This window comes from Erwinia wuhanensis, assembly GCF_030484085.1.
Taxonomy (GTDB): Bacteria; Pseudomonadota; Gammaproteobacteria; order Enterobacterales; family Enterobacteriaceae; genus Erwinia; species Erwinia aeris.
The window spans coordinates 396,267-422,870 of record NZ_JAUJUH010000004.1 but is presented as its reverse complement, the minus strand read 5'-3'; the positions used below and the strand labels follow the sequence as shown (position 1 = coordinate 422,870).

The following is a 26,604-nucleotide window of genomic DNA, read 5'->3' as shown; positions in this document are numbered from 1 at the left end:
TTCAGTAAAAATGGAGTTGTCGTCCCGCGAAGGGCACTACCGCAAGCAGGAATCTGCTCAGCGCGTCCTTAACGGGCTTTTCGTCAGTCAGTTTTCTCTCTTCTGACGCCAGAGGCATGAATCTGGTGTTGCCTTGCAGGAAGCAGAGACCGTGCGCAGGAAAACTGCATAAACGGGTAAAGCAGCTGACGGATTTTTTATGTCTGCCGGGAAAAATGAGACGCGGGTGTCGCGATTTCGGATGGCGAGAAAACGCTATTTTGAAGAAATTTTTCCTCAAACAATTATAAAGCCTGCAAATGAGGTCGAAAATGCTAAAACTCAAAGCAGAAATAAGAAAAGGTTTCCTGTTCCTTTTCAAAAAAATGCCCTGGTCCTACCAGGACAGAATTTATTATCTGCATAAATTTAAAAAATTACCCAACATACACCAGCCGAAACTGTTTAATGAGAAAGTTCTGTACCGCAAATTCGTCACCGGCGACTACCTGCGTTATGGCATGCTGTCCGATAAGCTGTTGGTTCGTGACTATATTTCTCAGACCATTGGGGATGAATATTTAATCCCGCTGCTGCATGAAACAGCCGATCCTGTCACGCTGCTGGGGCTTAGCTCGCTGAAGAACACCGTGGTGAAGCCCAATCACGGGTCAGGCATGGTGGAGATTTTGCTGGAAGAGCCGGACTGTTTGCAGAAACAGCTGCTGATCAAGCGCTGCGAAGAGTGGCTGAGCCGGGATTTCTCGCACGAAGCGCGTGAGATCCACTATCGCTATATCAAGCCGCGCATTCTGGTTGAGCAGTACGTCGGCGACGGTAAATTTGCCGCCGTTGACTACAAGTTTCACATGTTTAACAAGAAAGACGGTACTTTCGAGTACGTTTTGCAGATTATCTATAATCGCTGCGGTAATGCGCCGCTGTCGATGAACTTCTACGTTAACACGTTGAAATCTTGCTTCTATAAGATCCGTGATACGGGGCTGGATATCAGCGGCGACCTGGAAACGCTGGAAAAAGCGCTGGCGCTGAGCAAAAAGCTGGCCAGCGACTTCGATTACGTGCGCGTTGACTGGTATATCAGCGAAGGGCAAATCTACTTCGGCGAGCTGACCTTCACGCCGGGCGCAGGCATGGTAACCGGTCTGGATCAGGGGCTGGATAAGATGATGGGCGACATGTGGCTACAGGAACGTAAGCCAAAAACGCTGAAGGCGATTGGCGGCGAAGCGGCGGCGATGGCCGGGACGCTGAAGAAAGTATAAAGACGAAAGCCGCATGATCTTCATGCGGCTTTACGCTTTTATGGCAGAGGATAATCGGCTGGCGTATGGCTCATGACATCGACAAACACGTCTTTGGTGATATGCCAGAAGTTAAGCAGGTTATCCATGCTCAGCGTGATACCTAACAGGCCGGTGACGAACCAACACGACATGCCTATGCCAACGCCGGTAAAAATGAAGGCCATGCCGTTGCGGCTGGACTGACGACATTTTACGTTAAAGGTGCTGGCGAGAAACATCATGACTGCACTAACCAGTTCCCATCTCATCAGCACCAGGCTAGCGGTTAAGGTACCCATATCTCTGAAACTCCGCGTCAATCAGGCCTGGCAATAGAAAAAGCGTCATCTGTCCGGACGAAAAGGCCAGGATTGCTTTTCATCGGGGCGGATACAGGGAGTAAGTGTGATGACGGTCACATTATAGCATTGCGTCAGGCGAGTTTTGAACACTTTTAAGACCGCTTATGGGCGTTTTTTGATCGCGCACAATAATCACATTTATTTCCCGTAAGTTAGCGGTGATATTGCGCGGCGGGCGTTAAATAGCGCCTGAAAAAGTTAATATCTTTTTAAATTACGTTCAAACTCAGGTTATTTTTGAGACAAGGAATGAGAGTAATTTACATCATTTCGCCCACCGTTCCGAAATTGCCTTAGCGCTTTTAACTTATTTCTCCGCGCCGTTATTTTTATCTATTCGCTGAATTATGCCAAATTATCTGGCAATAGTTGGCTCCTTTGGGATGAATCTGACCTGTTAAAAGTTGTATGGGATGAAGAGGAGTTGTAGGATTTTTGAAAACTAATTTTTGCCATTTTATTTCCTGCATAAGCTATCAGCGGTAAACGCGCACAGGATGGCAATAGCAGGAATTTTACGTCAGATAACCGGAGCCTGCCTGTTTGCCTGTGGCTGTTCAGGGTCGAAAAGCCATTTTTTGCCCGCAAACAACATTCCCCTCGCGTGCAGCTTGCTCTTTACCTCAGATCGGGGCAGCAGCCTGGTCCCGGCAGCGTTACTGCTACGGGCGGTCGCCAACGCAAGCCCCCAATGCAGAAGCGCTGCATGAGCGGAGATCCGTTCGGTTGGCGTGGGAGGAATCATGGATCATGACCGTCCCGCGGGAAACATTACCGCGCAACCGGCAGCTAAGCCGCTGCCTACGCTACGCAAGTCGCTACGGCGTATTCATTTAACTATTATTCTTGTCTCGCTAACGTTCAGCGGCATTTCACTCTCGCTGCTTTCGGTGCTGGCTTTGCGTAACTACGCCGAAAACAATTCCGAGCTGCTGGCGACGACCATCAGCTACAGCGCCGGGCAGGCGGTAGCGACAGGCGACGGCGCAGCGGCGCGCGCTATCCTCCAGGCTATCGGCGCGAAAACACAGTTTGGCCAGGCTAGGATCCTCGATGCGGATCGCCGTTTGCTGGCAAGCTGGGCTGCAAACGATAATCGCGACAAGAGCGCCTTCAGCGAGCTGGTATCGCGCTGGTTATTTCCCAAACCGGTGCAGATCCCCGTCCTGCGCGGCGGTAAAGAAATTGGCACCATCTGGCTGACCGGCGATGGATGTCGGGTAATGCATTATCTTTATCAGGCGCTGACATGGTTGGGATGCAGCATGTTGCTCTCCGCGCTGCTGGCCTTTTATCTGTCGCGCCGAATGCATTCAGGCATCGTCAGCGCGCTGTCAAACATCGCCTGCGTGGCGCATGAAGTACGCAGGCGACGAGCCTTTTCATTGCGCGTGCCTTCTTCTTCTATTGCCGAATTAAACAAGCTGAGCGGCGACTTTAACAGCCTGCTGGACGAGCTGGCCGACTGGCAGCGCCATCTGCAAAGCGAGAATGCCACGCTGGCCCATCAGGTGCGGCACGATGCGTTAACCGGCCTGCCAAACCGCACGGCTTTTGAGCAGGAGCTGCACAAACAGCTGGACAATCCTTTGACCGCCGCGCGGGTGGCGGTGCTGTTTATCGACGGCGACCGTTTTAAAGAGGTAAACGATCGCTACGGCCATGCTGCTGGCGACAGGGTTCTGACCATTACCGCACAGCGCCTGCGCGCACGCTTGCGCAAAGGCGATTTGGTGGCGCGGCTAGGCGGGGATGAGTTTGCGGTACTGCTGTTAGCGATTGACAGCGGCGAGCAGGCAGGCTGCGTTGCGCAAAGCGTTATTGAGGCGATGCGTGAACCCATAAGGCTGGACGACGGCACGATCCTTACCCAGTCGCTGAGTATCGGCATCGCGCTGGCGAAAAATCATCATACCGGCGAGGCGACCATCGCCCAGGCCGATGCGGCGATGTACCACATCAAAGCGCTGGGCGGCGGCTGGTATTTTTCGCCCGCGCTCTGGAGCAGGCGGCAGGCGTCGGCGGCGCTGGAGTGCGAAAGCGTTTAGCCGTTGGTGCTGACCGCTGACGGGAATTCAGAGCAGTCAAAATAGAGCGGACGCTTTTGCTGACGGCGCATGGTGTTGCGCCAGGCCGTCGGCGTCTGGGAAAACTGGCGGCGAAAAACGCGCGAGAAAGTCTGCTGCGAGTCATAGCCATACTGCATGGCGATATCAAACACCGGACGCTGTGTCTGGCGCAGCTCTTTCGCGGCCAGCGTCAGGCGACGCTCACGAATATAGTTGCCCAGCGTCTGTTTGGTCACGGCGCGGAACATGCGCTGCAGGTGCCATTTCGAATAGCCGGATCGCGCCGCAACGTCATCGATAGAAAGCGTTTTGTCCAGATTGCTGTCAATCCAGTCGGTAAGCGCGTGAATAATCTCATCATGCATACTGGTCTTCTCCCTGGGGCTGGCGGCCGATCGCTATGGCGAAAAAGAGGGGTTCGCCTTCTTAAGGGCTGGAGTATAATTCCTCAAGTTAACTTGAGGTAAAGCGCAAAATGAAAAAAAATCCCGTACTGAACAAGCGCGAACTGACGCCCGGCGACGTGGCCGCACGCTGCGGCGTCGCCGTCTCGACGCTGCATTTTTATGAAAGCAAAGGCCTGATCGTCAGCTTTCGCAACGGCGGCAACCAGCGCCGCTATCATCGCGATGTCCTGCGCCGGGTGGCGGTCATTAAAATCGCCCAGCGGATCGGCATCCCGCTGGCGACCATCGGCGAGCACCTGGTGCAGTTTCCGCCGGGCAAGCGGCTGTCGCCTAAAGAGTGGGCGCTGCTGACCCGTAAATGGCGCGAGGAGCTGGACAGCCGCATTGATACGCTGATCCGACTGCGCGACGATCTGGATGGCTGTATCGGCTGCGGCTGTTTATCGATGGAGGACTGTCCGCTGCGCAACCCGGATGACCGCCTGAGCGAGCGCGGCACGGGCGCAATCCTGCTGGAGCCTGAACGTAAATAAGGCCGTCTATACTGATAGCACTTCGTTTACGCACAAGGAAAGGTCATGATCACCGTTCACCACCTGAACAACTCCCGTTCGCAGCGTATTCTCTGGCTGTTGGAAGAGCTGGAAACGCCTTATCAAATCAAACTGTACCAGCGCGAAAAAACGATGCTGGCGCCCGATTCGCTGAAAAAAGTGCATCCTCTCGGCAAATCGCCGGTGATCACCGATGGAAATCGGGTGATTGCAGAGTCCGGCGCAATCCTGGAATACCTGGCGGAGCACTATGACGCAGAAAATCGTCTGAAACTCACCACGGAAGATGAGCGTATCGAGTCTCGTTACTGGCTGCACTATGCGGAAGGTTCACTGATGCCGCTGTTGGTGATGAAGCTGATTTTCAGCCGAATGGGCGAGGCGCCGGTGCCGTGGCTGCTGCGGCCGGTGGGCCGCGCCTTTGGCAAGGGTGTGCAGAAGGCGTTCCTGGATAAGCAGCTCGCCACCCATCGCGAATTTATCGAGCAACACCTTGCGGGCAACGAATGGTTTGCGGGGTCGCGCTTCAGCATTGCCGACGTGCAGATGAGCTTTCCGCTTCAGGCGCTCAGCGCGCGCGGCGGCGCAGGCGACTCCCCTGCCATTCAGGGCTGGCTGAAGAAAGTCCAAAGCCGTGCGGCCTGGCAGCGGGCGCTGCAAAAAGGCGGTGCGCTCACTCTTGAATGAATCATCGCGCGGCGGCCCCTGACGTTTCATCGCGCCCGCGACCATAAGAAAGTGCTATGACCGCGCTTGTCGGCGAGCCAGCTAAAGTCTGCTCAGGCAGGCGCGGACGTAAAAGAGACGAAAATCTGCCGCCTTCCCGGCATCAGCAGTTGAAAAGGCGGCCTTAAAGGCAGGATAATCGTTTGCCTTTATAAAAAGGGCATTATGCCTGTCGGGTTAAACGTTTGCTTTTTTCCGATCGCGGCTTCTTTACGAAGTTTTGGCGATCTGCAATAGCGCTATCAGGGATGTAAACGTGGTACCAACCCGCCATCAGGCATCGATAATTCATAAGAAAGTTCAGGGGATTTCCATTATGTCGACTCATCATCAGACCGGCGGAACGTTAGACGCCTGGTTTAAAATCTCTGCACGCGGCAGTACCGTCCGCCAGGAGATTTTAGCCGGACTTACCACCTTCCTCGCCATGGTCTATTCGGTGATTGTTGTGCCGTCCATGCTCGGCAAGGCGGGCTTTCCTCCCGCTGCCGTTTTTGTCTCTACCTGCCTGGTGGCGGGCTTCGGCTCGGTCATTATGGGGCTGTGGGCGAACCTGCCGATGGCAATCGGCTGCGCGATCTCGCTGACTGCCTTCACGGCTTTCAGCCTGGTGCTGGGCCAGCATATCAGCGTGCCCGTAGCGCTGGGAGCCGTATTCCTGATGGGAGTGCTGTTTACGCTGATCTCTGCAACCGGCATCCGTGCCTGGATTTTACGCAACCTGCCAATGGGCGTGGCGCACGGCACCGGCGTCGGCATCGGCCTGTTTCTGCTGCTGATTGCCGCTAACGGCGTGGGCCTGGTCGTAAAAAACCCTGTACCTGGCGCACTGCCGGTCGCGCTGGGCGATTTCGCTTCCTTCCCCGTGTTGATGACGCTGGCAGGCCTTGCGGCAATCTTCGGTCTGGAAAAGCTGCGCGTGCCGGGCGGGATCCTGCTGACTATTATCGCCATTTCCGTGCTCGGACTGATTTTCGATCCGGCCGTAAAATATCAGGGGCTGTTTGCCATGCCTTCACTGTCGGATGCGCAGGGCCACTCGCTGGTGTTCAGCCTGGATATTCTGGGCGCGCTGAAGCCTGCGGTATTGCCAAGCGTGCTGGCGCTGGTGATGACCGCCGTGTTTGACGCCACCGGCACCATCCGCGCGGTAGCAGGCCAGGCGAACCTGCTGGATAAAGATCATCAGATCCTGAACGGCGGCAAAGCGCTGACCACCGACTCGGTCAGCAGCATCTTTTCCGGCCTTATCGGCGCTTCGCCTGCGGCGGTGTATATCGAATCCGCAGCGGGCACGGCGGCGGGCGGTAAAACGGGCCTGACCGCTATCGTGGTAGGCGTGCTGTTTCTGCTGATCCTGTTCCTGTCGCCGCTGGCTTATTTAGTGCCGGGCTATGCTACCGCGCCCGCGCTGATGTATGTCGGCCTGCTGATGCTGAGCAACGTTTCTAAAATCGACTTCAGCGATTTTGTTGACGCCATGTCCGGCCTGCTGGCCGCCGTGTTCATCGTGCTGACCTGCAATATCGTTACCGGTATTATGCTGGGCTTCGGCTCGCTGGTCATTGGCCGCATCTTTGCGGGCGAGTGGCGCAAGCTCAACGTCGGCACCGTGGTTATCGCTATCGCGCTGGTCGCTTTTTACGCCGGCGGCTGGGCTATCTGATCCCCTTTTACGAGGCCGGTTTTTCCGGCCTCCGTTCCGAATTTTTGCTTTTTTCCACGCAATAGCACACATCAGCTTTTTCAAGCCATCCCATTTTTGCTTTACTATTACACAGGGCATTATTTGTTCCGAGCCTGATATTTTTGTCGCTATCTGGAAGCTATGAAAGGACAACATGGAAATCTTTTTTACTATTCTCATCCTCACGCTGGTGGTCTCGCTCTCTGGCGTAGCCGCACGCATTATTCCTTTTCAAATCCCCCTGCCGCTGGTGCAAATTGTGATGGGCGCGCTGCTGGCGTGGCCGACTTTCGGCCTGCACGTCGACTTCGATCCCGAGCTGTTCCTGGTCCTGTTTATTCCGCCGCTGCTGTTTGCTGACGGCTGGAAGACGCCAACCAGCGAGTTTTTGCATCACGGACGCGAGATTATCGGCCTGGCGCTGGTGCTGGTTTTGATCACCGTGGTCGGCATTGGCTATCTGATCTACTGGCTGGTGCCGGGTATTCCGCTGCTGCCCGCCTTCGCGCTGGCGGCCGTGCTGTCGCCAACCGATGCCGTGGCGCTCTCCGGGATTGTCGGAGAAGGGCGCATCCCGAAAAAAATTATGTCGATACTGCAGGGCGAGGCGCTGATGAACGACGCTTCGGGCCTGGTGTCGCTGAAGTTTGCCGTTGCGGTCGCGATGGGCACCATGGTGTTCACGGTTTCTGGCGCGTCGCTGGAGTTCGTAAAGGTTGCCGTCGGCGGTCTGGTGGCCGGTATTGTTATCTGCTGGCTGTACGGCAAGTCGCTGCGTCTGTTCAGCCGCTGGAGCGGTGACGATCCGGCTACGCAGACGGTGCTGCTGCTGCTGCTGCCTTTTGCTTCTTACCTGATTGCCGAACATATCGGCGTATCGGGGATCCTGGCCGCCGTTGCGGCGGGCATGACCATTACCCGTTCGGGCATTATCCGTCAGGCGCCGCTGGCGATGCGTCTGCGTGCCAACAGCGTCTGGCAGATGCTGGAGTTTGTCTTTAACGGCATGGTGTTCCTGATGCTGGGCTTACAGCTGCCGGACATTTTACAGCTGTCCGTGACTCAGGCAGAGGCCGATCCTAACGTCGATCTGTGGATGCTGGTGCTGTCGGTGGTGCTGATTTACGCCGCGCTGATGATCGTCCGCTTCGCCTGGCTATGGACGATGCGCCTGATTAGCCAGCGCCTGCTGAAAAAGCGTCCAATGGAGTTCAGCAGCTACAGCCTGCGTGAGCTGCTGATTGCCTCTTTTGCCGGCGTACGCGGGGCTATCACCCTGGCCGGCGTGCTGTCCATTCCGCTGTTTCTGACCAATGGTGACGCTTTCCCGGCGCGCTACGAGCTGGTTTTCCTGGCAATGGGCGTGATCCTGTTTTCGCTGCTGGTCGGCGTAGTGTTGCTGCCGCTGCTGCTGCGCGGCGTGGCAGGCAGGGATAAGACGGCGCACCGCCATGAGATCCAGATGGCGCGCGCGGCGATGGCGGAAACGGCTATCGACAGCCTGCACAAGATGGAAGAGCGGCTGGCGGCCGATACCGAAGAGAATATCGACGCTGACCTGGTCAAAGAAATCGCGTCGCGAGTGATTGGCAATATGCGTCGTCGCGTGGACGGTAAGGACGATCTGGAGCGGGCGCTGTATGCGGAAAATCTGGAGCGCCGCTTCCGTCTGACCGCGCTGCGCGCCGAGCGCGGCGAGCTGTATCACCTGCGCGCCACGCAGAAAATCAGCAACGAAACCATGCAGAAGATGCTGCACGATCTCGACCTGCTGGAAACGCTGCTGATCGAGAAAGAAGAGTAGCGGGAAGACCGCGAGCCGCCCGGCTCGCGGTCTTTTTTATGGCTACTGCTGCTGTAACGCGTTTAGTCTTCATGCTTTACTAAAGGGCCATTTTCTTTCTGGTAATATACGCCGCCCTCAACTGTATACCATGTTGAGCCATCCGCCGCTTGATGTAGATACATGAGGAAATTTTCTTTTCTGATACAGCGTTCCGGTACGTTCATATCGTCAAAACAAAGCAAATAGTCGGTATCATGACTGGGAAAGAAGGTGGTTTTATCCGGCGTTTCGGTCTGATAACCCTCGCCAAAATCCCAAATATTGATGGTAGAATTTCCAGCATCAAGCGCATATTTTGCTTTCAACATAGCCGAATTTTTTTTCCACCAGCTAATTTTACCTTTATCGGTAAGAGGAAAGTTTCTTACCAGAAGATCATCCTGATGAACTGCAATAATCTCCACCGGCTGCGACAGCATAAAAATGGCATACAGCCAGGCAACGATAACAAAAGCTGGGAAAATATTCTTAACCGGCTTCATGGCTAATTTCCCGTTAGAGTGACAACCGCTTCCATATTGGTAAAAAAGGGTCTGTACGCGAAGTTTTGCCAACGTTGTAATATAAACCAGATGCGAAATATATTTAGCGAATGAAAACGAGGATCTAAAATGTCTCGTTCGTCCAGACCAAAATGGTCCTGTCCTTTATATTGCAGCACAGCCCTGTAATCATAGCCGTTCGTTTCTAAGGATTTCAGGATGATCTGCGTAGCATAGATACCATGAACAGACATGCCCAGGCCATTAATCTTATCCTGCCAGCGATCGAAATGGGGTAAGAAGCTGTTAGCAATTTCAACGGTAAGATCGTGCTTTAAGTCATCGGGGAACGTTCCCTTATTAGTTATTAGCGTTCGGGAAATAAAATTTCTGATTCGGCTGACAGAGCTGTTTTGCTTGAAGCGCTCGCCCATAATCAGCCGCCGGTAGGCGCTATTCAGTTCATTACTGGAAAAGGCGTTGCCTCCACCATATTGAAAATGGTTAACCATAGCCAGAAATAAGCTGCGGTGCCCCATGAAAGAGAAAGGAGTCGCGTCGCGTCGGAACTCATCAAAGAGCCTGCCCGCCACGTCCTGACGACGCATTTTATGGCGTATAATCCCGTAGTTACTGATGGGGAAATCCGTTCTCTCTGCCCGCCAGGGATCGTACTGACCGGATACTTTCTCCAGCCGATAGAAGTTCTTCAGCTGCAGCTCGCTTAAATCGCCGCACTGCATATCATCGGCACCGTAATCATCCATGCGTTTCTGCGTCTGAAAAACATCGAAGGGCAGGCGTAAAGCCTGTAGAGAAGGTGACATGCAATATTCCTTTTGCTGGTCAACGAGCGCTATTGCCCGGTTTTCTGTTAGTTTATCAGCTTAATTTATGTTCGTCATGCTGCGTTAAGAAAATCGCCTCTGTCATCTGATGTTATTCAACCGTACAGCGAAAGATAAATTCTTCATATAACGGTAATTATATTTTGGAGGAAAAGTAAATATTATGATAAGGGGGGTAACCGGTGGTTTATTCTGCTTGCTGCTGTTCTGATGAAATGAGAGGTTCCGCCAGGCTAATACTATTTTCTTTTGCTTTTGTTTTGTAAACGGCAGGAAAACGCGCTTTAAGGCTCAGGGTTGGGTCTGGTAAATATCAGGCCAGTCTCTGACGTAACAGTTCTGCTAATTATTGCTGATGAAGTCATACGCTTTCATCCGTGCCGATCTATATCTTCTTCGGCATTCTTTTCCAGAACGCAGAGGCAGCAGACAAGCTGAATAGCAATATCCGTAAGAGGCAGAACGAATAAGGTTAAAAGACAGGTAAAAATGCGCCTGTTTAGCGTCTCCGGGGCCGCTGCCAGCGCCCCCGTTTTTTATACCGACAGCGTTGGCGTCTGACCCGGCCAGAACTGGCGACAGCAGGCGATCCAGGCCTGCGCGCTCTTTGAGAGGTAGCTGCCTTCCCGCCAGATCAGGCCCAGCTGCCAGACCAGCTCCGACTCCAGCGGCAGCCACAGCAGATGGCTTTTATCCAGCCGCTGGCAGATCGGCTCCGGCAGGATTGCCACGCCCATACCGGCCTGTACCATCGCCGCGAGAAAATCCCACTGGCCGCTGCGTACCGCGATCTGCGGCGTAAAGCCGCTGGCCTGGAAGGCACGCATCAGCTGGCGGTTCAGCGAAAACTCTTCGTTATAAATCAGGATAGGATGCCCGGCCAGCTCGGCCAGCGGAATATGGGTACGGCGCAGCCATTCGCGGGTTTTCGGCACCAGCACGCAGAGCGGGTGGCTCATCAGCGGCAGCGCGTTCAGCGGCAGATCTTCCGCTACCGGCAGCGCGGTCATCGCAATATCCAGCGTGCCGGAAAGCACTGCCTGCTGCACGGTCAGGCCGCCGAATTCGGAAATTTTCAGCTCGACGCCGGGATAACGCTGGCGGAAAGCGGAGATCGAACCGGCAATCTGCATCCCCACCATTGGCGGAATGCCTAACCGCAGCTCGCCCGTTTTCAGGTCGTTGATATCGCTGATTTCCGCTTCCAGCTGCTTAAATTCCTGAAGGATAGTCAGTCCGCGCTGATAAACGGCCTGTCCGGTATCGGTCAGATGCAGCTTGCGTCCTTCACGGATCAGCAGCGTACAGCCCAGTTCATCCTCCAGCTGGCGCAGCATTTTGCTGATGGTCGGCTGCGTGACGTACAGCTGCTCCGCCGCGCGAGTAAAGCTTTGCTGGCGCACCACTTCCACAAAATAACGCAGGGCTCTGACGTCCATAAACATTCCTGTAAGGCATAGTTCAGATAATATTAAGTCATTTTTTTCACCCTTTGGTACGGCTTTATACTCTCTTTACGCATTATTCAGAGAGAGACCCATCATGAAGCTGGCGATACGCCCGCAAAGCACGTGGCAGCAACGTATTCAGGTTCCGTTACAGGTGGTGCTGTATATCGCTTTTTTTCTGGCCGCGCAGCGGCTGGTTGACTGGTTGCGGCTGCCGTTGCCCGCCAATATCGTGGGCATGTTGCTGCTGCTGGCGCTGATTATGCTGCGGGTGCTGCCGCTGAACTGGGTGAAAGCCGGATCGCGCTGGCTGCTGGCGGAAATGCTGCTGTTTTTTATTCCTGCCGTGGTGGCGGTGGTTAACTATTTGCAGCTGCTGCGTGTGGACGGCTGGCGGATTATGCTGGTGATTATGATCAGTACGCTGCTGGTGCTTTCCGCTACCGCGCTGGTGGTGGATCGCGTCTATCGTTTTGAAATGCGCCTGGCGGCACGAAAAAAGGAGCGTCAGGGTGAATAACTTTTTTATCAGCCTGCTCTGTCTGCTGGCGACGCTGCTGGTCTATTTTCTCAATAAACGTCTCTACCGCCGCTGGCACAGGCTGCTGCTGATGCCGCTGGTGATGACGCCAATGGTGCTGGTGGCGCTGCTGCTGCTGACCCATATCTCCTGGCAGAACTATATCGACGAAAACCGCTGGCTGCTGTGGCTGCTTGGCCCGGCTACGCTGGCCTTCGCCGTGCCCGTTTATGAAAATATGGCGATTATCCGCCGCCACTGGCTGTCGCTTAGCGCGGGCGTGCTGACCGCCACGCTGGTCGCCGTTTGCAGCTCGGTATGGCTGGCAAGGCTGCTGACGCTGCCGGAGGCAATCCAGCGTAGTCTGGCGGTGCGCTCTGTCACTACGCCCTTTGCGCTGGCGGCGGCGAAGCAGCTGGGCGGGCAGCCCGATCTGGTGGCGCTGTTTGTGGTGATCACCGGCGTATTCGGCATGGCCGTCGGCGATCTGCTTTTTATTCGGCTTGCCGTCAAGCAGGGATTGGCGAAAGGTGCCGGGTTTGGCGCGGCCTCACACGGCGCAGGCACCGCTCGCGCCTATGAAATTGGTCAGGAGGAGGGCGTGGTCGCCAGCCTGGTGATGATGCTGTCAGGCGTGGTGACAGTGGTTATCGCGCCGCTGATTGGCCGCCTGATGTGGACGCTGGTTTGAAGCCTGCATGTTCGCCCCCTAACAGCAACATTTACTAAACAAGCCCTAAGATTCGTCGCATTCTCATTTTATTTCCTCTGTTGATGATCTATCCTCCGCTGCCGTCGGGAAACGGCGTAAGTAAATTCATCAGGAGAATAAAATGAAAGCAGTGGCAACTACCGCAGGCGCTCTGGCGCTGCTGGCGCTGGCCGGATCAGCGCAGGCGATTGAAGGCGGTGTCGACGTAGGTCGTGATTATACTAATGTACACGCGGGCATGGGCGCTGACTCGCCTGGTCTGGCGCTGACCGGTAACTGGTTGCGCAGCGATCACGACGGCAGCATGGGCAGCCTGGGTCTGGGTTACAATGTGGGTCTGGGCGATATCTTTATCACGCCTGGCGTGAAAGCGATTTCCACTAACCCAACCGATAGCAAAGACGGCTATGCCGTTGCGGTCGGCATTGGCGCAAGCGTTCCAGTCACCAATATGTTCAACGTATTTGGCCAGTATTACTACTCGCCGGATTCTTTCTCCAGCCACATTGATGACTACCAGGAAGCTTCCGCTGGCGTGAGCTTTAAGCCAATCTCCCTGGTTGACGTGCGCGTGGGCTATCAGTACCTGGCGATGAACGGCAAAGACGGTCGTAAAGACAACGTCATTGCTGACGGCGCATACGTAGGTGCATCCCTGCATTTCTGATGCCAAAGGCGGCAACCTGTAAAGGGTGGCCCGCCGCTGAATGTGTCCGGCTTCTGGCCGGACCTGCCTGCTCCCGGTACGGCTGATGCCCTGATACAGGCCGGGAACAGGCTTATTATGCTGAACTTTTAACAAGGTTTATAAAGTTGTTGCCGCTAATGTTCAAACAGGTGATATATATTAAAATATAGCAGCTTATATTAAGGAGCTTGCCTGATATTTTTAATACTCCGGCAAAGATAAATGCTATATATTTAAACCGCCCCGTTTGTTTCTTCTTTTTTTACATTTGTCATTTATAGAGTGACGGCGTGCAAAATGGGTTTTATTTGGTTTTTTATTCTGAAGAGCATCTCTGTTCGACGATTTTTTAGCATTTATCGCCAGTAACACCTTCCTGTCTAAACTTTCATTTTTTTCTGTCATTTTTTAAGAAAAAAGACCTTTCATCTGGAAATGTCTTCTGTAAGAATAATCTTGCCGCCCTGAGCAGGTATTTATTACGGATTCTATTTACCTGACAATGTAAATGGCCATTAATAAACTCAAGCGCCGTTAATGCATTATTAACTTATCTGTTTTTACAGGTTGGCTTTTTTTCAGCAAAGAAAATGATGTTATAAATAAACATTTATCATCCGATAAACGGAAAGGTTTATAATCAAAGGAATGTACTTTATGCAACTGAATAAAATCGTACTGTCAGCTATCGCCATTTTCGGCATGACTTCTGTAGCTTATGCCGACCAGGGACATGGTTCAGTGACTTTTTCTGGCTCCGTCATTGAGTCTCCTTGCTCAATTAATCCTGACTCTGTTTATCAGGACGTGCCTCTTGGGCAAATCTCGACTGTTACCCTGAAGGATGGTGGAACCTCCGATCCCCGTCCTTTCCAGATTAAACTGGAAAACTGTACGGTTGCGACCGCCGCAGCGGTAACGGCCACGTTCAGCGGACCGGAAAGCACTACCGGTCTGTTGGGCATGACCGGGACAGTTAAGGGCGCGAGTATCGCCATCACTGATGGTACTGGCGCAGTGCTCAAGCTCGGCAGTCCGAGCGCTAAGCAGGTTTTGCAGACTGGCTATAATACGCTGAGTTTTTCTGCCTATGTGCAAGGTGATGGCAAAGACGTAACGCCTGGCGAATTCCAGAGTATTGCTGATTTCACACTTGCATATCAATAAGTCGATTTGACGGACCTTGTCCTCTCCCGGCGTTTCTGCCGGGAGTGTTTTCTGCCTGGGGAACAACGGCAAAACAGGTTCATGTTTGTCGGCAGAATGGCGGAATTATTTCCATGCTTAATTCCTCCGACAAAAAATTATTAAATCGGTTATGAAAGGCTTACCCAGGGATTAACTTCTCGTAAGGATGCCGATGTCAGTGAATATTATATTAAAAAAAGATATTTTATGGCTGTGGCATGCCATTTTCCTGCTGATTCTTTGCTGTTTCGCGCGGTCTGTCGAGGCACGTGGAATAGAATTTAATACCGATCTTTTAGATGTGAAAGACAGAGCGAACATCGATCTCAGCCGTTTTTCTCAGGCGGGATATATCATGCCCGGTAACTACACTCTGAAACTTCAGATTAATGATAATGAGCTCCCCGAGCAGTCAGTAGACTGGTTTACGACAGAAGATAATGAAAAAGAAAGTAAGCCCTGTCTGACTGCCGCTCTGGTCAATTTTATTGGCCTGAAGCCTGAGCTACGCCCGCAGTTAACGTGGTGGCATGAGGGCCAGTGTCTGAATACCGACAGTTTGCCGGGTATGAGCCAGCGCGCTGATTTAGGCACCAATACGCTCTATTTAACTATCCCACAAATTTATCTGGAATACCGCGCGCCCAACTGGGATCCGCCAGCGCAGTGGGATGAGGGGATACCCGGCTTGTTGTTCGATTATTACGCCAGTGCCCAGACCCGACATGAGCACGAGAAGAAGACGGACAACACGTTCACGGGCAACGGGACGGCTGGGGCCAACGTTGGTCCCTGGCGCCTGCGTGCCGACTGGCAGGGGCGCTATGACAATCAGGCCAGTAATAACCTTAACTGGGACTGGACGCGTTTCTATGCCTGGCGCGCTTTACCGCACAGGCACGCCAGGCTGGGCGTGGGCGAACATGCGCTCTTTTCAGATATCTTCGACAGTTTTACCTATACCGGGCTGAGCCTGCGGTCTGATGACAATATGCTGCCGCCTAATCTGCGTGGTTATTCCCCGGAAATCAGCGGGATAGCGAAAACCAGCGCCAGAGTGGTGATCAGCCAGAAAGGGCGGGTCATCAAGGAAACCCGGGTCGCCGCCGGGCCGTTTCGTATTCAGGATCTCAACGAAACGATCAGCGGCGAGCTGGATGTGCGGGTAGAAGAGCAGGATGGCTCAGTACAAACTTTCAGCATCAATACGGCCAGCGTGCCCTATCTGACGCGGCCGGGCATGGTGCGCTACAAGCTGGCGGCGGGCAGGCCTTCCAACACTCAGCACCATATGGAAGGCGAGGGGTTTGTAAACGGCGAGTTCTCATGGGGCGTCAGTAACGGCTGGTCCCTGTACGGCGGGACGATAGCCAGTGAGGAATACCAGGCGCTGGCGCTGGGCACAGGGCGCGATCTGATGGCTTTCGGCGCGCTCTCTCTGGATTTTACTCAGGCGTTTGCCCGGCGTTTGCCCGATCCGCTGCCGGATACGCAGAAAGGGGCCTCGTGGCGCGTCAGCTACTCAAAAAGGTTCGACGAAACCGACAGTGAAATGACCTTTGCAGGCTACCGCTATTCAGAGCAGGGCTATATGAGTATGCAGGATTACCTTAACGCGCATAAATACGGCAGGGCCTACGGCAACGGTAAAGAGATGTATACCGCCATCTTCAGCCAGCAGCTGCGCGACTGGCGGGCAAGCTTTTATCTCAATTACTCCCATCAGACCTGGTGGGACAAACCGGACAATGACCGTTTTACCCTGACGGCGACGAAATATTTTGACGCCGGGCGCTTGCGTAACGTCAGTCTGTCAGCCACCGCCTGGCGTAATAAATATGACGGCAGCAATGATGACGGTATTTACCTGTCGCTGTCTCTACCGTGGGGCAACAGCGGCACGCTGAATTACAACGGATCTTTTAATCAGGGTAATAACAGTCATCAGGCCAGCTACTTCAATACGATGGATGAGCGTAACAACTACCAAATCAGCGGCGGGGTTGCCGGTCAGGAGACGCTGGCAAGCGGCTATTACACCTATCAGGGAGACAGAGCGCGGATAAACGTTAATGCCAGCTATCAGGGCAACAGCTATTCAGCTTTAAGCCTTTCGGCGCAGGGCGGCGTAACGGCTACCGCACAGGGTGCGGCGCTGCATCGTACCAGCAGGCCGGGCGGCACCAGAATGCTGATCGACACCGCGGTAAAGGATATTCCGGTAAAAAGCTACGGCGCGGATACCTTGAGTAACCACTTTGGCAAAGCCGTTATCGCGGATATCAGCAGCTATTACCGTAACCGCATCAGTATCGATATCAATGCGTTGCCGGACAATGCTGAAGCGAGCGCTTCGGTTATCCAGCGCACCTTAACCGAAGGCGCGATTGGCTACGGTGGCTTTAAAGTGGTGACCGGGAGCAAAACCATGGCGGTACTGCGCCTGGAAAACGGCGAAGCCCCGCCGTTTGGCGCTACGGTAAAAAACAGCCAGCGTCAGGAAGTGGGCATTGTGAATGACGACGGCAGCATCTATCTGAGCGGTATCCAGCCAGGCATAACGATGCGGGTAAGCTGGAGCGGCAAAGAGCAGTGCGAATTTAAACTGCCGGAGAGCTTGTCCGGTGATATTTCTCAGCGTCTTTTATTGCCGTGCCGCCTGTTATAAACCGCGCAGGGCTGCCGCTGATAGTTGACATGGTGTAAGGGGAAAAAATGAGATCATATAAAGCAGGTTTATCACGCATCGCCGTTTTACTCTCCGTCCTGGTGGCTGCACAAAGCTATGGCGCTGTTTCGCTCGATCGTACACGCGTGATTTTTGAGGGCGGCCAAAAGTCTGTCAGCCTGGTCGTCAGTAACGATAATAAACAATTACCCTATCTGGCGCAGGGCTGGATAGAAGATAGCCAGGGTAAAAAAATCCAGCAGCCGCTGACTGCTCTGCCGCCGGTACAGCGCATTGAGCCGGGCAGCAAAAGCCAGGTAAAAATAGAGACGTTGCCTTCCGTGGGCGCGCTGCCGCAGGATCGTGAAACCTTGTTCTACTTTAATCTGCGTGAGATCCCGCCGCGATCCGAACGCCCCAATACGCTCCAGCTTGCCTTGCAGACAAAGGTAAAATTATTTTATCGCCCGCAGGCGCTGGTGCCCAAAAGAAACGCGGTGCCCTTTCAGGAGCAGCTGACGTTGACTCGCGCCGGCGATCGCTATCAGGTAAACAATCCCACGCCCTATTTCGTGACGCTGATCGATGGCCGCAACGCCGCCAGGAATAGCGCCATCAATGATTTCAAGCCGCTGATGATCGCGCCGAAAAGTAAAGGCGTGCTTGAGGTCAGCGCTGAAGCGCTGGGGAGCCGCCCGCTGCTCACCTATATCAACGATTACGGCGCCCGTCCGCAGTTGCAGTTTACCTGTAGCGGGGATCATTGTAAGGCCACGGCGGTCAGGCCCGCTGGCTAAGCGCATAAAGTTTTGCCGCTTCGCCAGAGCAGCCGCGCAACGCTTCTTTGCTTAACCGCGTTTTGCTCGGGCTGCGGCAGGTTTATGTTGGATAAGTCGTGATAAACGGCGGCAGGAATAAACAGATGGACAGGACAACCACCTTTGCAAAAGCGGTGCTCTGCACGCTAACAGGATTAACGCTATTTTCAGGCCGGGTGACGGCAGCGCCGGAGGTATTTACCTTCACCATGACGGCCAACGTGGTGCAGTCTGCCTCCTGTCAGCTTAATGAAGGCAAAAACGTTGAGGTTTCCTTTGGCGATCAGGTAGATATTGCAAAAATCAACGGCACTAATTACCAGAGCGAGATTGCTTATAACTTTAGCTGCAAGCAGCAGGGTAAAAATGCGGTAACGCTGCAAATCGACGGCACGGGCGCAGATTTTGGCCAGGGGATGCTGTATGTCCAGCCCGGCCTGGCCATTAAAATAATGAACGACGGTAAACTCCAGCCGGTAAACACCTCGTTTGCTATTGATGGCACGGATCCCCCCGTTCTGATGGCCGTGCTGGTGAAAAATACGGCGGCCTCGTTAACGCCCGGATACTTTGAGGCGACGGCGACAATTAAGGCGGTCTACGAATGAAAAGGGGATTATTACGCTGCCTGTGGTCAGGCCTGGGGATGATGCTGTGCGTTGCGCTCGGCTATGCCGCGCCTGTAGAGGTAGCAGTGAAGGCCAAATTCAGCGGTACGCTGGTTGAAAATCTCAGCCCCTGTACGATACGGCCCGGCGATGAATACATTACGCTCCCGCTGGCGGCCGTCACGCTGAACATGTTGCAGAACTCGCAGGAAAGCCCGCGTTACCCGTTTGCCGTTCATCTGGAAAACTGCGAGTTTGATGCAACAACGCCAGGCCGAATTGAAGTTTTCCTGCGCGGGAATGGGGACAGTAACGGGATGCTGCAACCGGATGCAGGCAGTACCGCTACCGGCATCGTTATCGGCATCGAAAATGTGCGGGGCGCGCCGCTGGCGGTCAATGCCGCCTCGCCGGGCCTGACGCTGTCTTTGAATGCTGCTGATATCGTTATCCCGATGCAGGCCTATCTACGGGCGGACGGCGCGACGCCGCCGACGGCGGGAGAATTCACCGCCAGCCTGAATTACATCATCGAATACCCCTGAACCGACGCAGCCCGCCGCCGCCGTACGGGGTGCTGGCTGGCTCATAACAAGGAGATAAAATGAAAAGGATTATGTTCGCGCTGAGCCTGATCTGTTTTTCAACGTCGGCGCTGGCGTGGTACTACAATTCCGTGCCGGGCGTCACGACCGGCCTGACGGTCAGAAACAATATGATTACGGTGGAGGCCGGCACCGATGTCTGGCTCTGCTCCAGCAGAGGCAACGATCGTGACCTTGTGTTCCATATCTATGGCCTTACCGTCCGCGATCCTGAAGTGGCCGCCACGTTTATCGGAATGAGCGATGCGCCCGGCGGCGCGCCAACCGTACAACAATGCCAGAACGCCACCGACGAACCAGCAAGTCGGATAAAAGTCGCGCAATACCGCTTAACGCAAACGGTAAGCGTACCGGTACAGGAAGGCGATTACAGCGCCTGCTGGTCAGGATGGGATGGCCTGGGCAAAGACGCACGCTGCAGCGGCGGCATACCGATCACGCCGATCGATGACTGCCATGCAGAGCTGGTGAGTTACCCCAACGATCTGGGGACGGTTATCGTCGGCGAGCCCATTAACCGTAACCACAAGGTAGGGGACCTCACGTTAATATGCAAAACGGTGCCGTCGACTACGGTGGAGATTACGCAGCAGGCATCGGCGGGGAACGTGCTCGAGCAGCAGATCCTGGATGAAAGCGGTAAAAAACTTGAGGGGCTAAAGGTTTTTACCAGCGGCGTAACCGAGGCGCTGTATATGCAAACAACCGGAACGCCGAAAGTGGCCCAGCGCATTGAGGATAGCGTGGTGGTGGTGCTGAACTACTACTGAGTGCGGCGCGTTGCTGCGCTGCAAGGCGGGTGGCCGCTCCGCCTTGCAGATCGCTACTTAGTGACTTTTCCCGCTTTCAATGCCCACGCCGGTTTGCGAACGCACAAACTGCGCCTGGAAACGCTGCCGCTCCTGCTGGCCTTCCTGCGAGTGGTCGGTTACGGAAAACAGCCAGGTGCCGATAAAGGCGACCAGCATAGAAAACAGCGCCGGATACTCGTAGGGGAAGACCGGCTTCGCGTGGCCCAGCACCTGCACCCACACCGTTGGCCCCAGGATCATCAACACGACCGCCGTCAGTAGCCCCAGCCAGCCGCCTGCCATCGCACCTCTTGTGGTCAGTTTCGACCAGTACATCGACAGCAGAATAATCGGGAAGTTACAGCTTGCCGCAATCGAGAAGGCCAGCCCGACCATAAAGGCGATATTCTGTTTCTCAAACAGAATACCCAGCGCGATAGCGACCACCCCCAGCACCAGCACGGTGATTTTCGAGACGCGCAGCTCCTGCTTCTCGGTGGCCTGGCCCTTTTTCACCACGCTGGCGTAAAGGTCGTGCGATACCGCCGACGCGCCCGCCAGCGTCAGCCCGGCGACCACCGCCAGAATCGTGGCGAAGGCCACTGCGGAAATAAAGCCCAGGAACAGGCTGCCGCCAACGGCATCGGCCAGATGCACCGCCGCCATATTGTTTCCGCCAATCAGCAGGCCGGTGGCATCCTTAAACGCCGGATTAGCGCCGACCAGCAGAATAGCGCCGAAGCCGATAATAAAGGTCAGGAAGTAGAAGTAGCCCATAAAACCGGTGGCGTAAAATACGCTTTTACGCGCCTCGCGGGCATCGCTGACGGTAAAGAAGCGCATCAGGATATGCGGCAGGCCGGCCGTACCAAACATCAGCCCCAGCCCGAGCGACAGCGCGGAAATCGGGTCGTGCACCAGCCCGCCGGGACGCATGATCGCCACGCCTTTTGGATGCACCGCCATCGCCTGGGTAAAGAGATTATTAAAGCTGAAGCCCACGGTTTTCATCACCATGATTGCCATAAAGCTGGCGCCGAACAGCAGCAGCACCGCCTTGATAATCTGCACCCAGGTGGTCGCCAGCATGCCGCCGAACAGGACGTACAGCACCATCAGGATCCCCACCAGCACCACGGCGACGTGATAGTCCAGGCCAAACAGCAGCTGGATAAGCTTACCCGCGCCGACCATCTGCGCAATCAGATAGAGCGCCACCACCACCAGCGAGCCGCAGGCGGAAAGCGTGCGAATAGGCAGCTGTTTCAGACGATAGGAGGCAACGTCGGCAAAGGTATAGCGTCCCAGGTTGCGCAGCCGTTCGGCGATCAGAAACAGGATAATCGGCCAGCCGACCAGAAAACCCAGCGAATAGATCAGGCCGTCGTAGCCGGAGGTATAAACCAGCGCGGAGATCCCCAGGAATGAGGCGGCGGACATAAAGTCGCCCGCCATCGCCAGGCCGTTCTGAAAACCGGTGATATTGCCGCCTGCGGTATAATAATCGCTGCGCGAACGGGTGCGTTTGGAGGCCCACCAGGTGATACCCAGCGTGGCGGCCACGAAGATCAGGAACATCACGATCGCTTCAACGTTGGTGGGCTGTTTTTCAACCGCGCCGCTAATCGCATCGGCGGCGCGGGAGGAAACAGGCAGCAGCAGGGCGAAATAAAGGAAAAGTTTCATCCTTTCACCTCATCCAGCAGCGCTTTGGTTAAGCGGTCGAATTCGCCATTGGCTCGCCAGACATAAATACCGGTTAAAAGAAAAGAAATAACGATCAGCCCAATGCCAATCGGAATACCACGGGTCACATTGGTATTAGCGTCAAGCGGCGTACCCAGCCAGCCTGGCGCAAAGGCGATTAATAAAATAAAGCCGACGTAGAGAATAAGCATTATTACCGAGAGCAGCGTGGCGAAGGCCTGGCGTTTTCTGACCAGCCCTTTAAAGCGCGCGCTTTTTTCAATCCGCTGATATCTATCGTTCATCACAGAGTCTCCAGAGATAATTGCAAGAGCTGTTATGAGATCCGGCTTGACTGAGCGACCGCGCCGGTAATGCCTCATCATCGGGAAGCTGATAAATAAAGGGCAGCGTGATAATCATTACGCTGCCCGATAAAGCTATACTGCCTTTTGCTTATTTTCAGGGCATGGCAATACCCTGTTTCTCCTCCAGCAGTTTTTCCACCACGCCCGGATCGGCCAGCGTCGAGGTATCGCCTAAATTGGTGGTATCGCCAGCGGCAATTTTGCGCAAAATACGGCGCATAATTTTCCCGGAGCGGGTTTTCGGCAGGGAGTCCGTCCAGTGCAGCACGTCCGGCGTGGCGATAGGGCCGATCTCTTTACGCACCCAGCTGCGCACCTCGCTGTAAAGCTCGGGCGTCGGCTCTTCGCCGCTGTTCAGCGTGATATAGGCGTAGATGGCCTGGCCTTTAATGGCGTGAGGAATGCCGACCACGGCCGCCTCGGCGATTTTAGGATGGGACACCAGCGCGGATTCTATCTCCGCCGTGCCCAGCCGATGGCCGGAAACGTTCAGGACGTCGTCCACGCGGCCGGTGATCCAGTAATAGCCGTCCTCGTCGCGCCGCGCGCCGTCGCCGCTGAAGTACATGTTTTTAAAGGTAGAGAAGTAGGTCTGTTCAAAGCGCTCGTGATCGCCGAACAGCGTGCGTGCCAGGCCTGGCCAGGCGTCAACGATCACCAGGTTGCCCTCGCAGGCACCTTCCAGCGCGTTGCCTTCGTTATCGACCAGCGCGGGCTGCACGCCGAAAAAGGGTTTGGTGGCCGAACCGGCCTTCAGCTCCGTCGCGCCAGGCAGCGGCGCGATCATAAAGCCGCCCGTTTCCGTCTGCCACCAGGTATCGACAATCGGGCAGCGGCTATTGCCAATTTTCTGGTAATACCACTCCCAGGCTTCCGGGTTAATCGGTTCGCCGACGGAACCCAGAATACGCAGCGTGGAGCGATCGGTGCCGCTAATGGCCTTGTCGCCCTCCGCCATCAGCGCGCGAATTGCCGTAGGCGCGGTATATAGCAGCGTGACTTTATGTTTATCCACCACTTCCGCCATCCGGCTCGGCTTCGGCCAGTTAGGCACGCCTTCAAACATCAGCGTGGTCGCGCCCAGCGCCAGCGGGCCGTAAAGCAGATAGCTGTGGCCGGTGATCCAGCCGACGTCGGCGGTGCACCAGTAGATATCGTCGGCATGATAATCAAAAACGTATTTGAAGGTGGTCGCCGCGTAAACCAGATAGCCGCCGGTAGTATGCAGCACGCCCTTAGGCTTGCCGGTGGAGCCGGAGGTGTAAAGAATAAACAGCGGATCTTCCGCGCCCATCTCTTCCGGCTGGTGGTGCGCGCTGGCCTTGTTCACCAGCTCGTGCCACCACAGATCGCGGCTGTGCCAGTCGATATCCGCGCCGGTGCGGCGGAAAACCACCACGTTGCTTACCGTGGTGACGCTGGGATTAGCCAGCGCCTCGTCGACGTTTTTCTTCAGCGGGATGGCGCGCCCGGCGCGAATGCCCTCATCGGCAGTCACCACCAGCTTCGCGGCGGAGTCGACGATACGTCCGGCCACGGCTTCCGGCGAGAAACCGCCAAAAATCACCGAGTGCACCGCGCCGATACGCGCGCAGGCCAGCATGGCGACGGCGGCTTCCGGCACCATTGGCATATAGATCGCCACCACGTCGCCTTTACCTATGCCCAGCTCTTTCAGCGAGTTGGCGAAGCGGCAGACTTCGCGATGCAGCTCGCGAAAGGTCAGCGTCTTGCTTTCGCTGGCGTCGTCGCCTTCCCAGATAATCGCCGGATGGTCGCCCCGGCTGTGCAGGTGGCGATCCAGACAGTTGGCCGCCAGATTGAGCGTGCCGTCTTCAAACCAGCGGATATTAATATTGCCCGGCGCAAATGAGGTGTTCTTCACGCGGGTGTACGGTTTTATCCAGTCGAGGATTTTACCCTGTTCGCCCCAGAACGCCTCGGGATCCTGTACGGACTGCTGGTACATCGACTGATACTGCTGGGCAGTGATCAGCGTATTTTCCGCGATATTCGCGGGAACGGGATGTCGGTGTTGTTGGCTCATGGCTACTCTCCTTGAAGATGTTAATAATATGTCAATCAAAGGTTGGATGGAGCGAGCCGCCGGGCTTTGTTTGCTTTTTGCGCCATGGATCACGCCATAACGTCAGGTGATGAAAATGGTCAAAAAGTTGCCGTAATACGGTGGAACTTTCTGCAACCGTCGCCCACTCATTCGCCGCATAACGCAAACGGGCTGTACAAAAGGCGCACAACTAAACCTGGCTGTTCGCCTGGCGTCTGGCGAGCAACTGCATAGCTATGCGCAAGTATGGAGATATATTGCTAATTATAACAAAGAGTTAGTCGTACACGTCGATTCCAGAGCTTTATCCTGTTCGGCGATGATAGTTTAGCCGTATATCACTTAGGGTTGCATTTATACCCGTGAAAATGGTACTGATTACGCGCCTGCAAATCAGGTATCAACCATCCATTATCCGCGCATTCGCCGACATCGGCCTGCTTCCCTTGAGAGTGATCGCTCCGCATTAAAGACGCGGAGAGCGGGTTTTGTTAAGGAAAAAACTATTATGAAAGCTGCAAAATTCAGCCTTGCCTGGCAAATATTGACGGCGTTGGTACTGGGGATCGTCGTTGGCGCGATACTGCATAATCAACCGGAGGATCGTGAATGGTTAATCGCTAACATTCTTAGTCCTGCCGGGGATATCTTTATCCATCTGATCAAGATGATTGTGGTTCCCATCGTGATTTCCACGCTGATCGTCGGTATCGCCGGCGTGGGCGATGCGAAAAAACTGGGGCGGATCGGCGTCAAAACCATCCTCTATTTTGAAGTGATAACCACCATTGCCATTGTGGTAGGGATTACCCTGGCGAATGTGTTTCAACCTGGCTACGGCATTGATATGTCGACGCTGGCAACGGTGGACATCTCTAAGTATGAAGCCACGACGGCGCAGGTTCAGGGCGGCCCGCACAGCCTGGTGACCACTATCCTGTCGCTGATCCCGCAGAATATTTTCGCGGCGATCGCGAAAGGCGAGATGCTGCCGATCATCTTCTTCTCGGTGCTGTTTGGTCTGGGGCTGTCATCGCTGCCTGCGGAACATCGCGAGCCGTTGGTGAAGGTGTTTCGTTCCACCTCGGAAACCATGTTTAAAGTCACCAATATGATTATGCGTTACGCGCCGATTGGCGTGTTTGCCCTGATCTCGGTGACTATCGCCAACTTTGGTTTCGCCTCGCTGTGGCCGCTGGCTAAGCTGGTGATCCTGGTGTACGTCGCCATTCTGTTCTTTGCCTTTGTGGTGCTGGGAACGGTCGCGCGCATCTGTAAGCTGCGCATTACCACGCTGATGCGCATCCTGAAGGATGAGCTGATCCTCTCTTACTCCACCTCCAGCTCCGAAACGGTGCTGCCGAAGATCATGGAGAAAATGGAGGCTTACGGCGCGCCTAAGTCCATCACCAGCTTTGTGGTGCCGACCGGCTATTCGTTTAACCTGGACGGCTCCACGCTCTATCAGAGCATCGCGGCGATCTTTATCGCGCAGCTGTACGGCATTGACCTCTCTATCGGTCAGGAGATCGTGCTGGTGCTGACGCTGATGGTGACCTCAAAGGGGATCGCGGGCGTGCCTGGCGTTTCCTTTGTGGTGCTGCTGGCTACGCTGGGCAGCGTAGGCATTCCGCTGGAAGGCCTGGCGTTTATCGCCGGCGTTGACCGTATCATGGACATGGCGCGTACCGCGCTGAACGTGGTCGGCAACGCGCTGGCAGTGCTGGTGATCGCCAAGTGGGAAAACCAGTTCGATGCCAAACAGGCAGTGGCCTACGAGGCGCGTCTGGCATCCGCTTCCTGATCGCTCCGGCGCGGAAGAACAGCAAAAATGAAAATGGCCTTCGGGCCATTTTTTTTGTTTTTTGCAAGGCGCAAACGCAGCGGTTATGCGGTTTCGTAATCATAAATGAGATTATTTAAGTCGCCGCTGAATAACGTTTCATACTGATTTTTAATAGTAAATATTTATGGCGTTGACCGTTAAATTTTATCTTCTCATTTTTTCTCTTATCGTGAGCTGCATTTATTTGTCAAGACTATAATTATATTTTACGTTAAGCCTGAAAAGGCGGCGATTCCTTTTAGCAATCAGGCCTGTAGAGTTTAATAAAGGGCCGGTAATTAATATGATTATTTACGGCACTATTCTTATTTTTTTGGGGATGT

24 protein-coding genes are annotated in these 26,604 nt (G+C 54.6%); 16 read left to right on the top strand and 8 right to left on the bottom strand.

From position 1 onward, the window contains the following. Positions 1-311 precede the first annotated feature (311 nt). The gene (locus tag QZH36_RS12535; RefSeq protein ID WP_253456112.1) at positions 312-1,265 is read left to right on the top strand and encodes an ATP-grasp fold amidoligase family protein; all 954 of its coding nucleotides are present in this window, start codon (positions 312-314) and stop codon (positions 1,263-1,265) included. Positions 1,266-1,303: 38 nt separating this feature from the next. Here QZH36_RS12535 and QZH36_RS12530 read toward each other — a convergent pair whose 3' ends face one another. After that, positions 1,304-1,585, bottom strand: a complete 282-nt coding sequence (locus tag QZH36_RS12530) for a YjcB family protein (RefSeq protein ID WP_125290208.1) — start codon at positions 1,583-1,585, stop codon at positions 1,304-1,306. 806 nt (positions 1,586-2,391) lie between these two features. Here QZH36_RS12530 and dgcN point away from each other — a divergent pair. Continuing rightward, positions 2,392-3,696, top strand: a complete 1,305-nt coding sequence (dgcN, locus tag QZH36_RS12525; protein WP_253456109.1) for a diguanylate cyclase DgcN/YfiN — start codon at positions 2,392-2,394, stop codon at positions 3,694-3,696. Here the strand turns inward: dgcN and soxS are convergent. Beyond that, entirely contained in the window at positions 3,693-4,082 is a 390-nt protein-coding gene (soxS, locus tag QZH36_RS12520; protein ID WP_125290210.1) for a superoxide response transcriptional regulator SoxS, read from the bottom strand. The two genes, dgcN and soxS, sit on opposite strands and share 4 nt — an antisense overlap. 110 nt (positions 4,083-4,192) lie before the next feature. On the opposite strand from soxS, the gene soxR reads away from it, so the two are divergent. From soxR to QZH36_RS12500, 4 genes are all read left to right on the top strand, one after another. Next, positions 4,193-4,657 carry a redox-sensitive transcriptional activator SoxR gene (gene soxR / locus QZH36_RS12515; protein WP_301730344.1) on the top strand — a complete coding sequence of 155 codons (465 nt, stop codon included), beginning with the start codon at positions 4,193-4,195 and terminating at the stop codon, positions 4,655-4,657. Positions 4,658-4,702: 45 nt separating this feature from the next. After that, a complete protein-coding gene (locus QZH36_RS12510) occupies positions 4,703-5,365 on the top strand; it encodes a glutathione S-transferase family protein (protein WP_301252118.1) in 663 nt (220 codons plus the stop codon). Positions 5,366-5,720: 355 nt separating this feature from the next. After that, the gene (locus QZH36_RS12505) at positions 5,721-7,070 is read left to right on the top strand and encodes an NCS2 family permease (protein ID WP_253456102.1); all 1,350 of its coding nucleotides are present in this window, start codon (positions 5,721-5,723) and stop codon (positions 7,068-7,070) included. Positions 7,071-7,245: 175 nt separating this feature from the next. Then, entirely contained in the window at positions 7,246-8,895 is a 1,650-nt protein-coding gene (locus QZH36_RS12500; protein WP_253456099.1) for a Na+/H+ antiporter, read from the top strand. A gap of 62 nt (positions 8,896-8,957) precedes the next feature. On the opposite strand, the gene QZH36_RS12495 is transcribed toward QZH36_RS12500, so the two are convergent. From QZH36_RS12495 to QZH36_RS12485, 3 genes are all read right to left on the bottom strand, one after another. Continuing rightward, positions 8,958-9,419, bottom strand: a complete 462-nt coding sequence (locus QZH36_RS12495) for a DUF943 family protein (RefSeq protein WP_301730343.1) — start codon at positions 9,417-9,419, stop codon at positions 8,958-8,960. Positions 9,420-9,421: 2 nt separating this feature from the next. Next, entirely contained in the window at positions 9,422-10,246 is an 825-nt protein-coding gene (locus QZH36_RS12490) for a DUF3289 family protein (RefSeq protein WP_301730342.1), read from the bottom strand. A gap of 557 nt (positions 10,247-10,803) precedes the next feature. Next, positions 10,804-11,706 carry a LysR family transcriptional regulator gene (locus tag QZH36_RS12485; protein ID WP_253456093.1) on the bottom strand — a complete coding sequence of 301 codons (903 nt, stop codon included), beginning with the start codon at positions 11,704-11,706 and terminating at the stop codon, positions 10,804-10,806. Positions 11,707-11,809: 103 nt separating this feature from the next. On the opposite strand from QZH36_RS12485, the gene QZH36_RS12480 reads away from it, so the two are divergent. The 9 genes from QZH36_RS12480 (at position 11,810) to QZH36_RS12440 (ending at position 20,292) form a co-directional block, all read left to right on the top strand. Next, positions 11,810-12,235, top strand: a complete 426-nt coding sequence (locus tag QZH36_RS12480; RefSeq protein ID WP_301730341.1) for a CidA/LrgA family protein — start codon at positions 11,810-11,812, stop codon at positions 12,233-12,235. Then, entirely contained in the window at positions 12,228-12,926 is a 699-nt protein-coding gene (locus QZH36_RS12475; protein ID WP_253456088.1) for an LrgB family protein, read from the top strand. Before QZH36_RS12480 ends, QZH36_RS12475 begins: the two co-directional genes overlap by 8 nt. Positions 12,927-13,068: 142 nt before the next feature. Beyond that, positions 13,069-13,614, top strand: a complete 546-nt coding sequence (locus QZH36_RS12470) for a YfaZ family outer membrane protein (protein ID WP_253456085.1) — start codon at positions 13,069-13,071, stop codon at positions 13,612-13,614. Between the two features lie 678 nt (positions 13,615-14,292). Next, the gene (locus QZH36_RS12465) at positions 14,293-14,802 is read left to right on the top strand and encodes a fimbrial protein (protein ID WP_253456081.1); all 510 of its coding nucleotides are present in this window, start codon (positions 14,293-14,295) and stop codon (positions 14,800-14,802) included. A gap of 187 nt (positions 14,803-14,989) precedes the next feature. After that, positions 14,990-17,491, top strand: a complete 2,502-nt coding sequence (locus QZH36_RS12460) for an outer membrane usher protein (protein WP_367652772.1) — start codon at positions 14,990-14,992, stop codon at positions 17,489-17,491. A gap of 47 nt (positions 17,492-17,538) precedes the next feature. Next, entirely contained in the window at positions 17,539-18,288 is a 750-nt protein-coding gene (locus tag QZH36_RS12455) for a fimbria/pilus periplasmic chaperone (RefSeq protein WP_301252124.1), read from the top strand. Positions 18,289-18,413: 125 nt separating this feature from the next. Next, positions 18,414-18,917 (top strand): fimbrial protein, encoded by a 504-nt coding sequence (locus QZH36_RS12450; RefSeq protein WP_301730340.1) that lies wholly within the window; start codon positions 18,414-18,416, stop codon positions 18,915-18,917. Beyond that, entirely contained in the window at positions 18,914-19,462 is a 549-nt protein-coding gene (locus QZH36_RS12445) for a fimbrial protein (RefSeq protein ID WP_301252126.1), read from the top strand. The genes QZH36_RS12450 and QZH36_RS12445 overlap by 4 nt, the downstream gene beginning before the upstream one ends. A 59-nt stretch (positions 19,463-19,521) precedes the next feature. Beyond that, on the top strand, positions 19,522-20,292 hold the full coding sequence (locus QZH36_RS12440; protein WP_301730378.1) for a hypothetical protein: 771 nt from the start codon (positions 19,522-19,524) through the stop codon (positions 20,290-20,292). A 57-nt stretch (positions 20,293-20,349) separates the two neighbouring features. Here QZH36_RS12440 and actP read toward each other — a convergent pair whose 3' ends face one another. The 3 genes from actP to acs form a co-directional block, all read right to left on the bottom strand. Further along, the gene (gene actP / locus QZH36_RS12435) at positions 20,350-21,999 is read right to left on the bottom strand and encodes a cation/acetate symporter ActP (protein WP_125290227.1); all 1,650 of its coding nucleotides are present in this window, start codon (positions 21,997-21,999) and stop codon (positions 20,350-20,352) included. Beyond that, complete coding sequence (locus QZH36_RS12430) at positions 21,996-22,304, bottom strand: DUF485 domain-containing protein (protein ID WP_301730339.1); 309 nt, start codon at positions 22,302-22,304, stop codon at positions 21,996-21,998. Before QZH36_RS12430 ends, actP begins: the two co-directional genes overlap by 4 nt. A gap of 157 nt (positions 22,305-22,461) precedes the next feature. Further along, entirely contained in the window at positions 22,462-24,414 is a 1,953-nt protein-coding gene (gene acs / locus QZH36_RS12425; protein WP_301730338.1) for an acetate--CoA ligase, read from the bottom strand. A 529-nt stretch (positions 24,415-24,943) separates the two neighbouring features. On the opposite strand from acs, the gene gltP reads away from it, so the two are divergent. Then, positions 24,944-26,239: a glutamate/aspartate:proton symporter GltP gene (gltP, locus tag QZH36_RS12420; RefSeq protein ID WP_125290230.1), complete on the top strand. Its 1,296-nt coding sequence runs from the start codon at positions 24,944-24,946 to the stop codon at positions 26,237-26,239. Positions 26,240-26,604: the final 365 nt, after the last annotated feature.

Excerpts from the sequence above, each read along its gene's own strand:
- QZH36_RS12535 (WP_253456112.1), top strand. The coding sequence starts at position 312 with ATGCTAAAACTCAAAGCAGAAATAAGAAAAGGTTTCCTGTTCCTTTTC.
- QZH36_RS12530 (WP_125290208.1), bottom strand. The coding sequence starts at position 1,585 with ATGGGTACCTTAACCGCTAGCCTGGTGCTGATGAGATGGGAACTGGTT.
- dgcN (WP_253456109.1), top strand. The coding sequence starts at position 2,392 with ATGGATCATGACCGTCCCGCGGGAAACATTACCGCGCAACCGGCAGCT.
- soxS (WP_125290210.1), bottom strand. The coding sequence starts at position 4,082 with ATGCATGATGAGATTATTCACGCGCTTACCGACTGGATTGACAGCAAT.
- soxR (WP_301730344.1), top strand. The coding sequence starts at position 4,193 with ATGAAAAAAAATCCCGTACTGAACAAGCGCGAACTGACGCCCGGCGAC.
- QZH36_RS12510 (WP_301252118.1), top strand. The coding sequence starts at position 4,703 with ATGATCACCGTTCACCACCTGAACAACTCCCGTTCGCAGCGTATTCTC.
- QZH36_RS12505 (WP_253456102.1), top strand. The coding sequence starts at position 5,721 with ATGTCGACTCATCATCAGACCGGCGGAACGTTAGACGCCTGGTTTAAA.
- QZH36_RS12500 (WP_253456099.1), top strand. The coding sequence starts at position 7,246 with ATGGAAATCTTTTTTACTATTCTCATCCTCACGCTGGTGGTCTCGCTC.
- QZH36_RS12495 (WP_301730343.1), bottom strand. The coding sequence starts at position 9,419 with ATGAAGCCGGTTAAGAATATTTTCCCAGCTTTTGTTATCGTTGCCTGG.
- QZH36_RS12490 (WP_301730342.1), bottom strand. The coding sequence starts at position 10,246 with ATGTCACCTTCTCTACAGGCTTTACGCCTGCCCTTCGATGTTTTTCAG.
- QZH36_RS12485 (WP_253456093.1), bottom strand. The coding sequence starts at position 11,706 with ATGGACGTCAGAGCCCTGCGTTATTTTGTGGAAGTGGTGCGCCAGCAA.
- QZH36_RS12480 (WP_301730341.1), top strand. The coding sequence starts at position 11,810 with ATGAAGCTGGCGATACGCCCGCAAAGCACGTGGCAGCAACGTATTCAG.
- QZH36_RS12470 (WP_253456085.1), top strand. The coding sequence starts at position 13,069 with ATGAAAGCAGTGGCAACTACCGCAGGCGCTCTGGCGCTGCTGGCGCTG.
- QZH36_RS12465 (WP_253456081.1), top strand. The coding sequence starts at position 14,293 with ATGCAACTGAATAAAATCGTACTGTCAGCTATCGCCATTTTCGGCATG.
- QZH36_RS12460 (WP_367652772.1), top strand. The coding sequence starts at position 14,990 with ATGCCGATGTCAGTGAATATTATATTAAAAAAAGATATTTTATGGCTG.
- QZH36_RS12455 (WP_301252124.1), top strand. The coding sequence starts at position 17,539 with ATGAGATCATATAAAGCAGGTTTATCACGCATCGCCGTTTTACTCTCC.
- QZH36_RS12450 (WP_301730340.1), top strand. The coding sequence starts at position 18,414 with ATGGACAGGACAACCACCTTTGCAAAAGCGGTGCTCTGCACGCTAACA.
- QZH36_RS12445 (WP_301252126.1), top strand. The coding sequence starts at position 18,914 with ATGAAAAGGGGATTATTACGCTGCCTGTGGTCAGGCCTGGGGATGATG.
- QZH36_RS12440 (WP_301730378.1), top strand. The coding sequence starts at position 19,522 with ATGAAAAGGATTATGTTCGCGCTGAGCCTGATCTGTTTTTCAACGTCG.
- actP (WP_125290227.1), bottom strand. The coding sequence starts at position 21,999 with ATGAAACTTTTCCTTTATTTCGCCCTGCTGCTGCCTGTTTCCTCCCGC.
- QZH36_RS12430 (WP_301730339.1), bottom strand. The coding sequence starts at position 22,304 with ATGAACGATAGATATCAGCGGATTGAAAAAAGCGCGCGCTTTAAAGGG.
- acs (WP_301730338.1), bottom strand. The coding sequence starts at position 24,414 with ATGAGCCAACAACACCGACATCCCGTTCCCGCGAATATCGCGGAAAAT.
- gltP (WP_125290230.1), top strand. The coding sequence starts at position 24,944 with ATGAAAGCTGCAAAATTCAGCCTTGCCTGGCAAATATTGACGGCGTTG.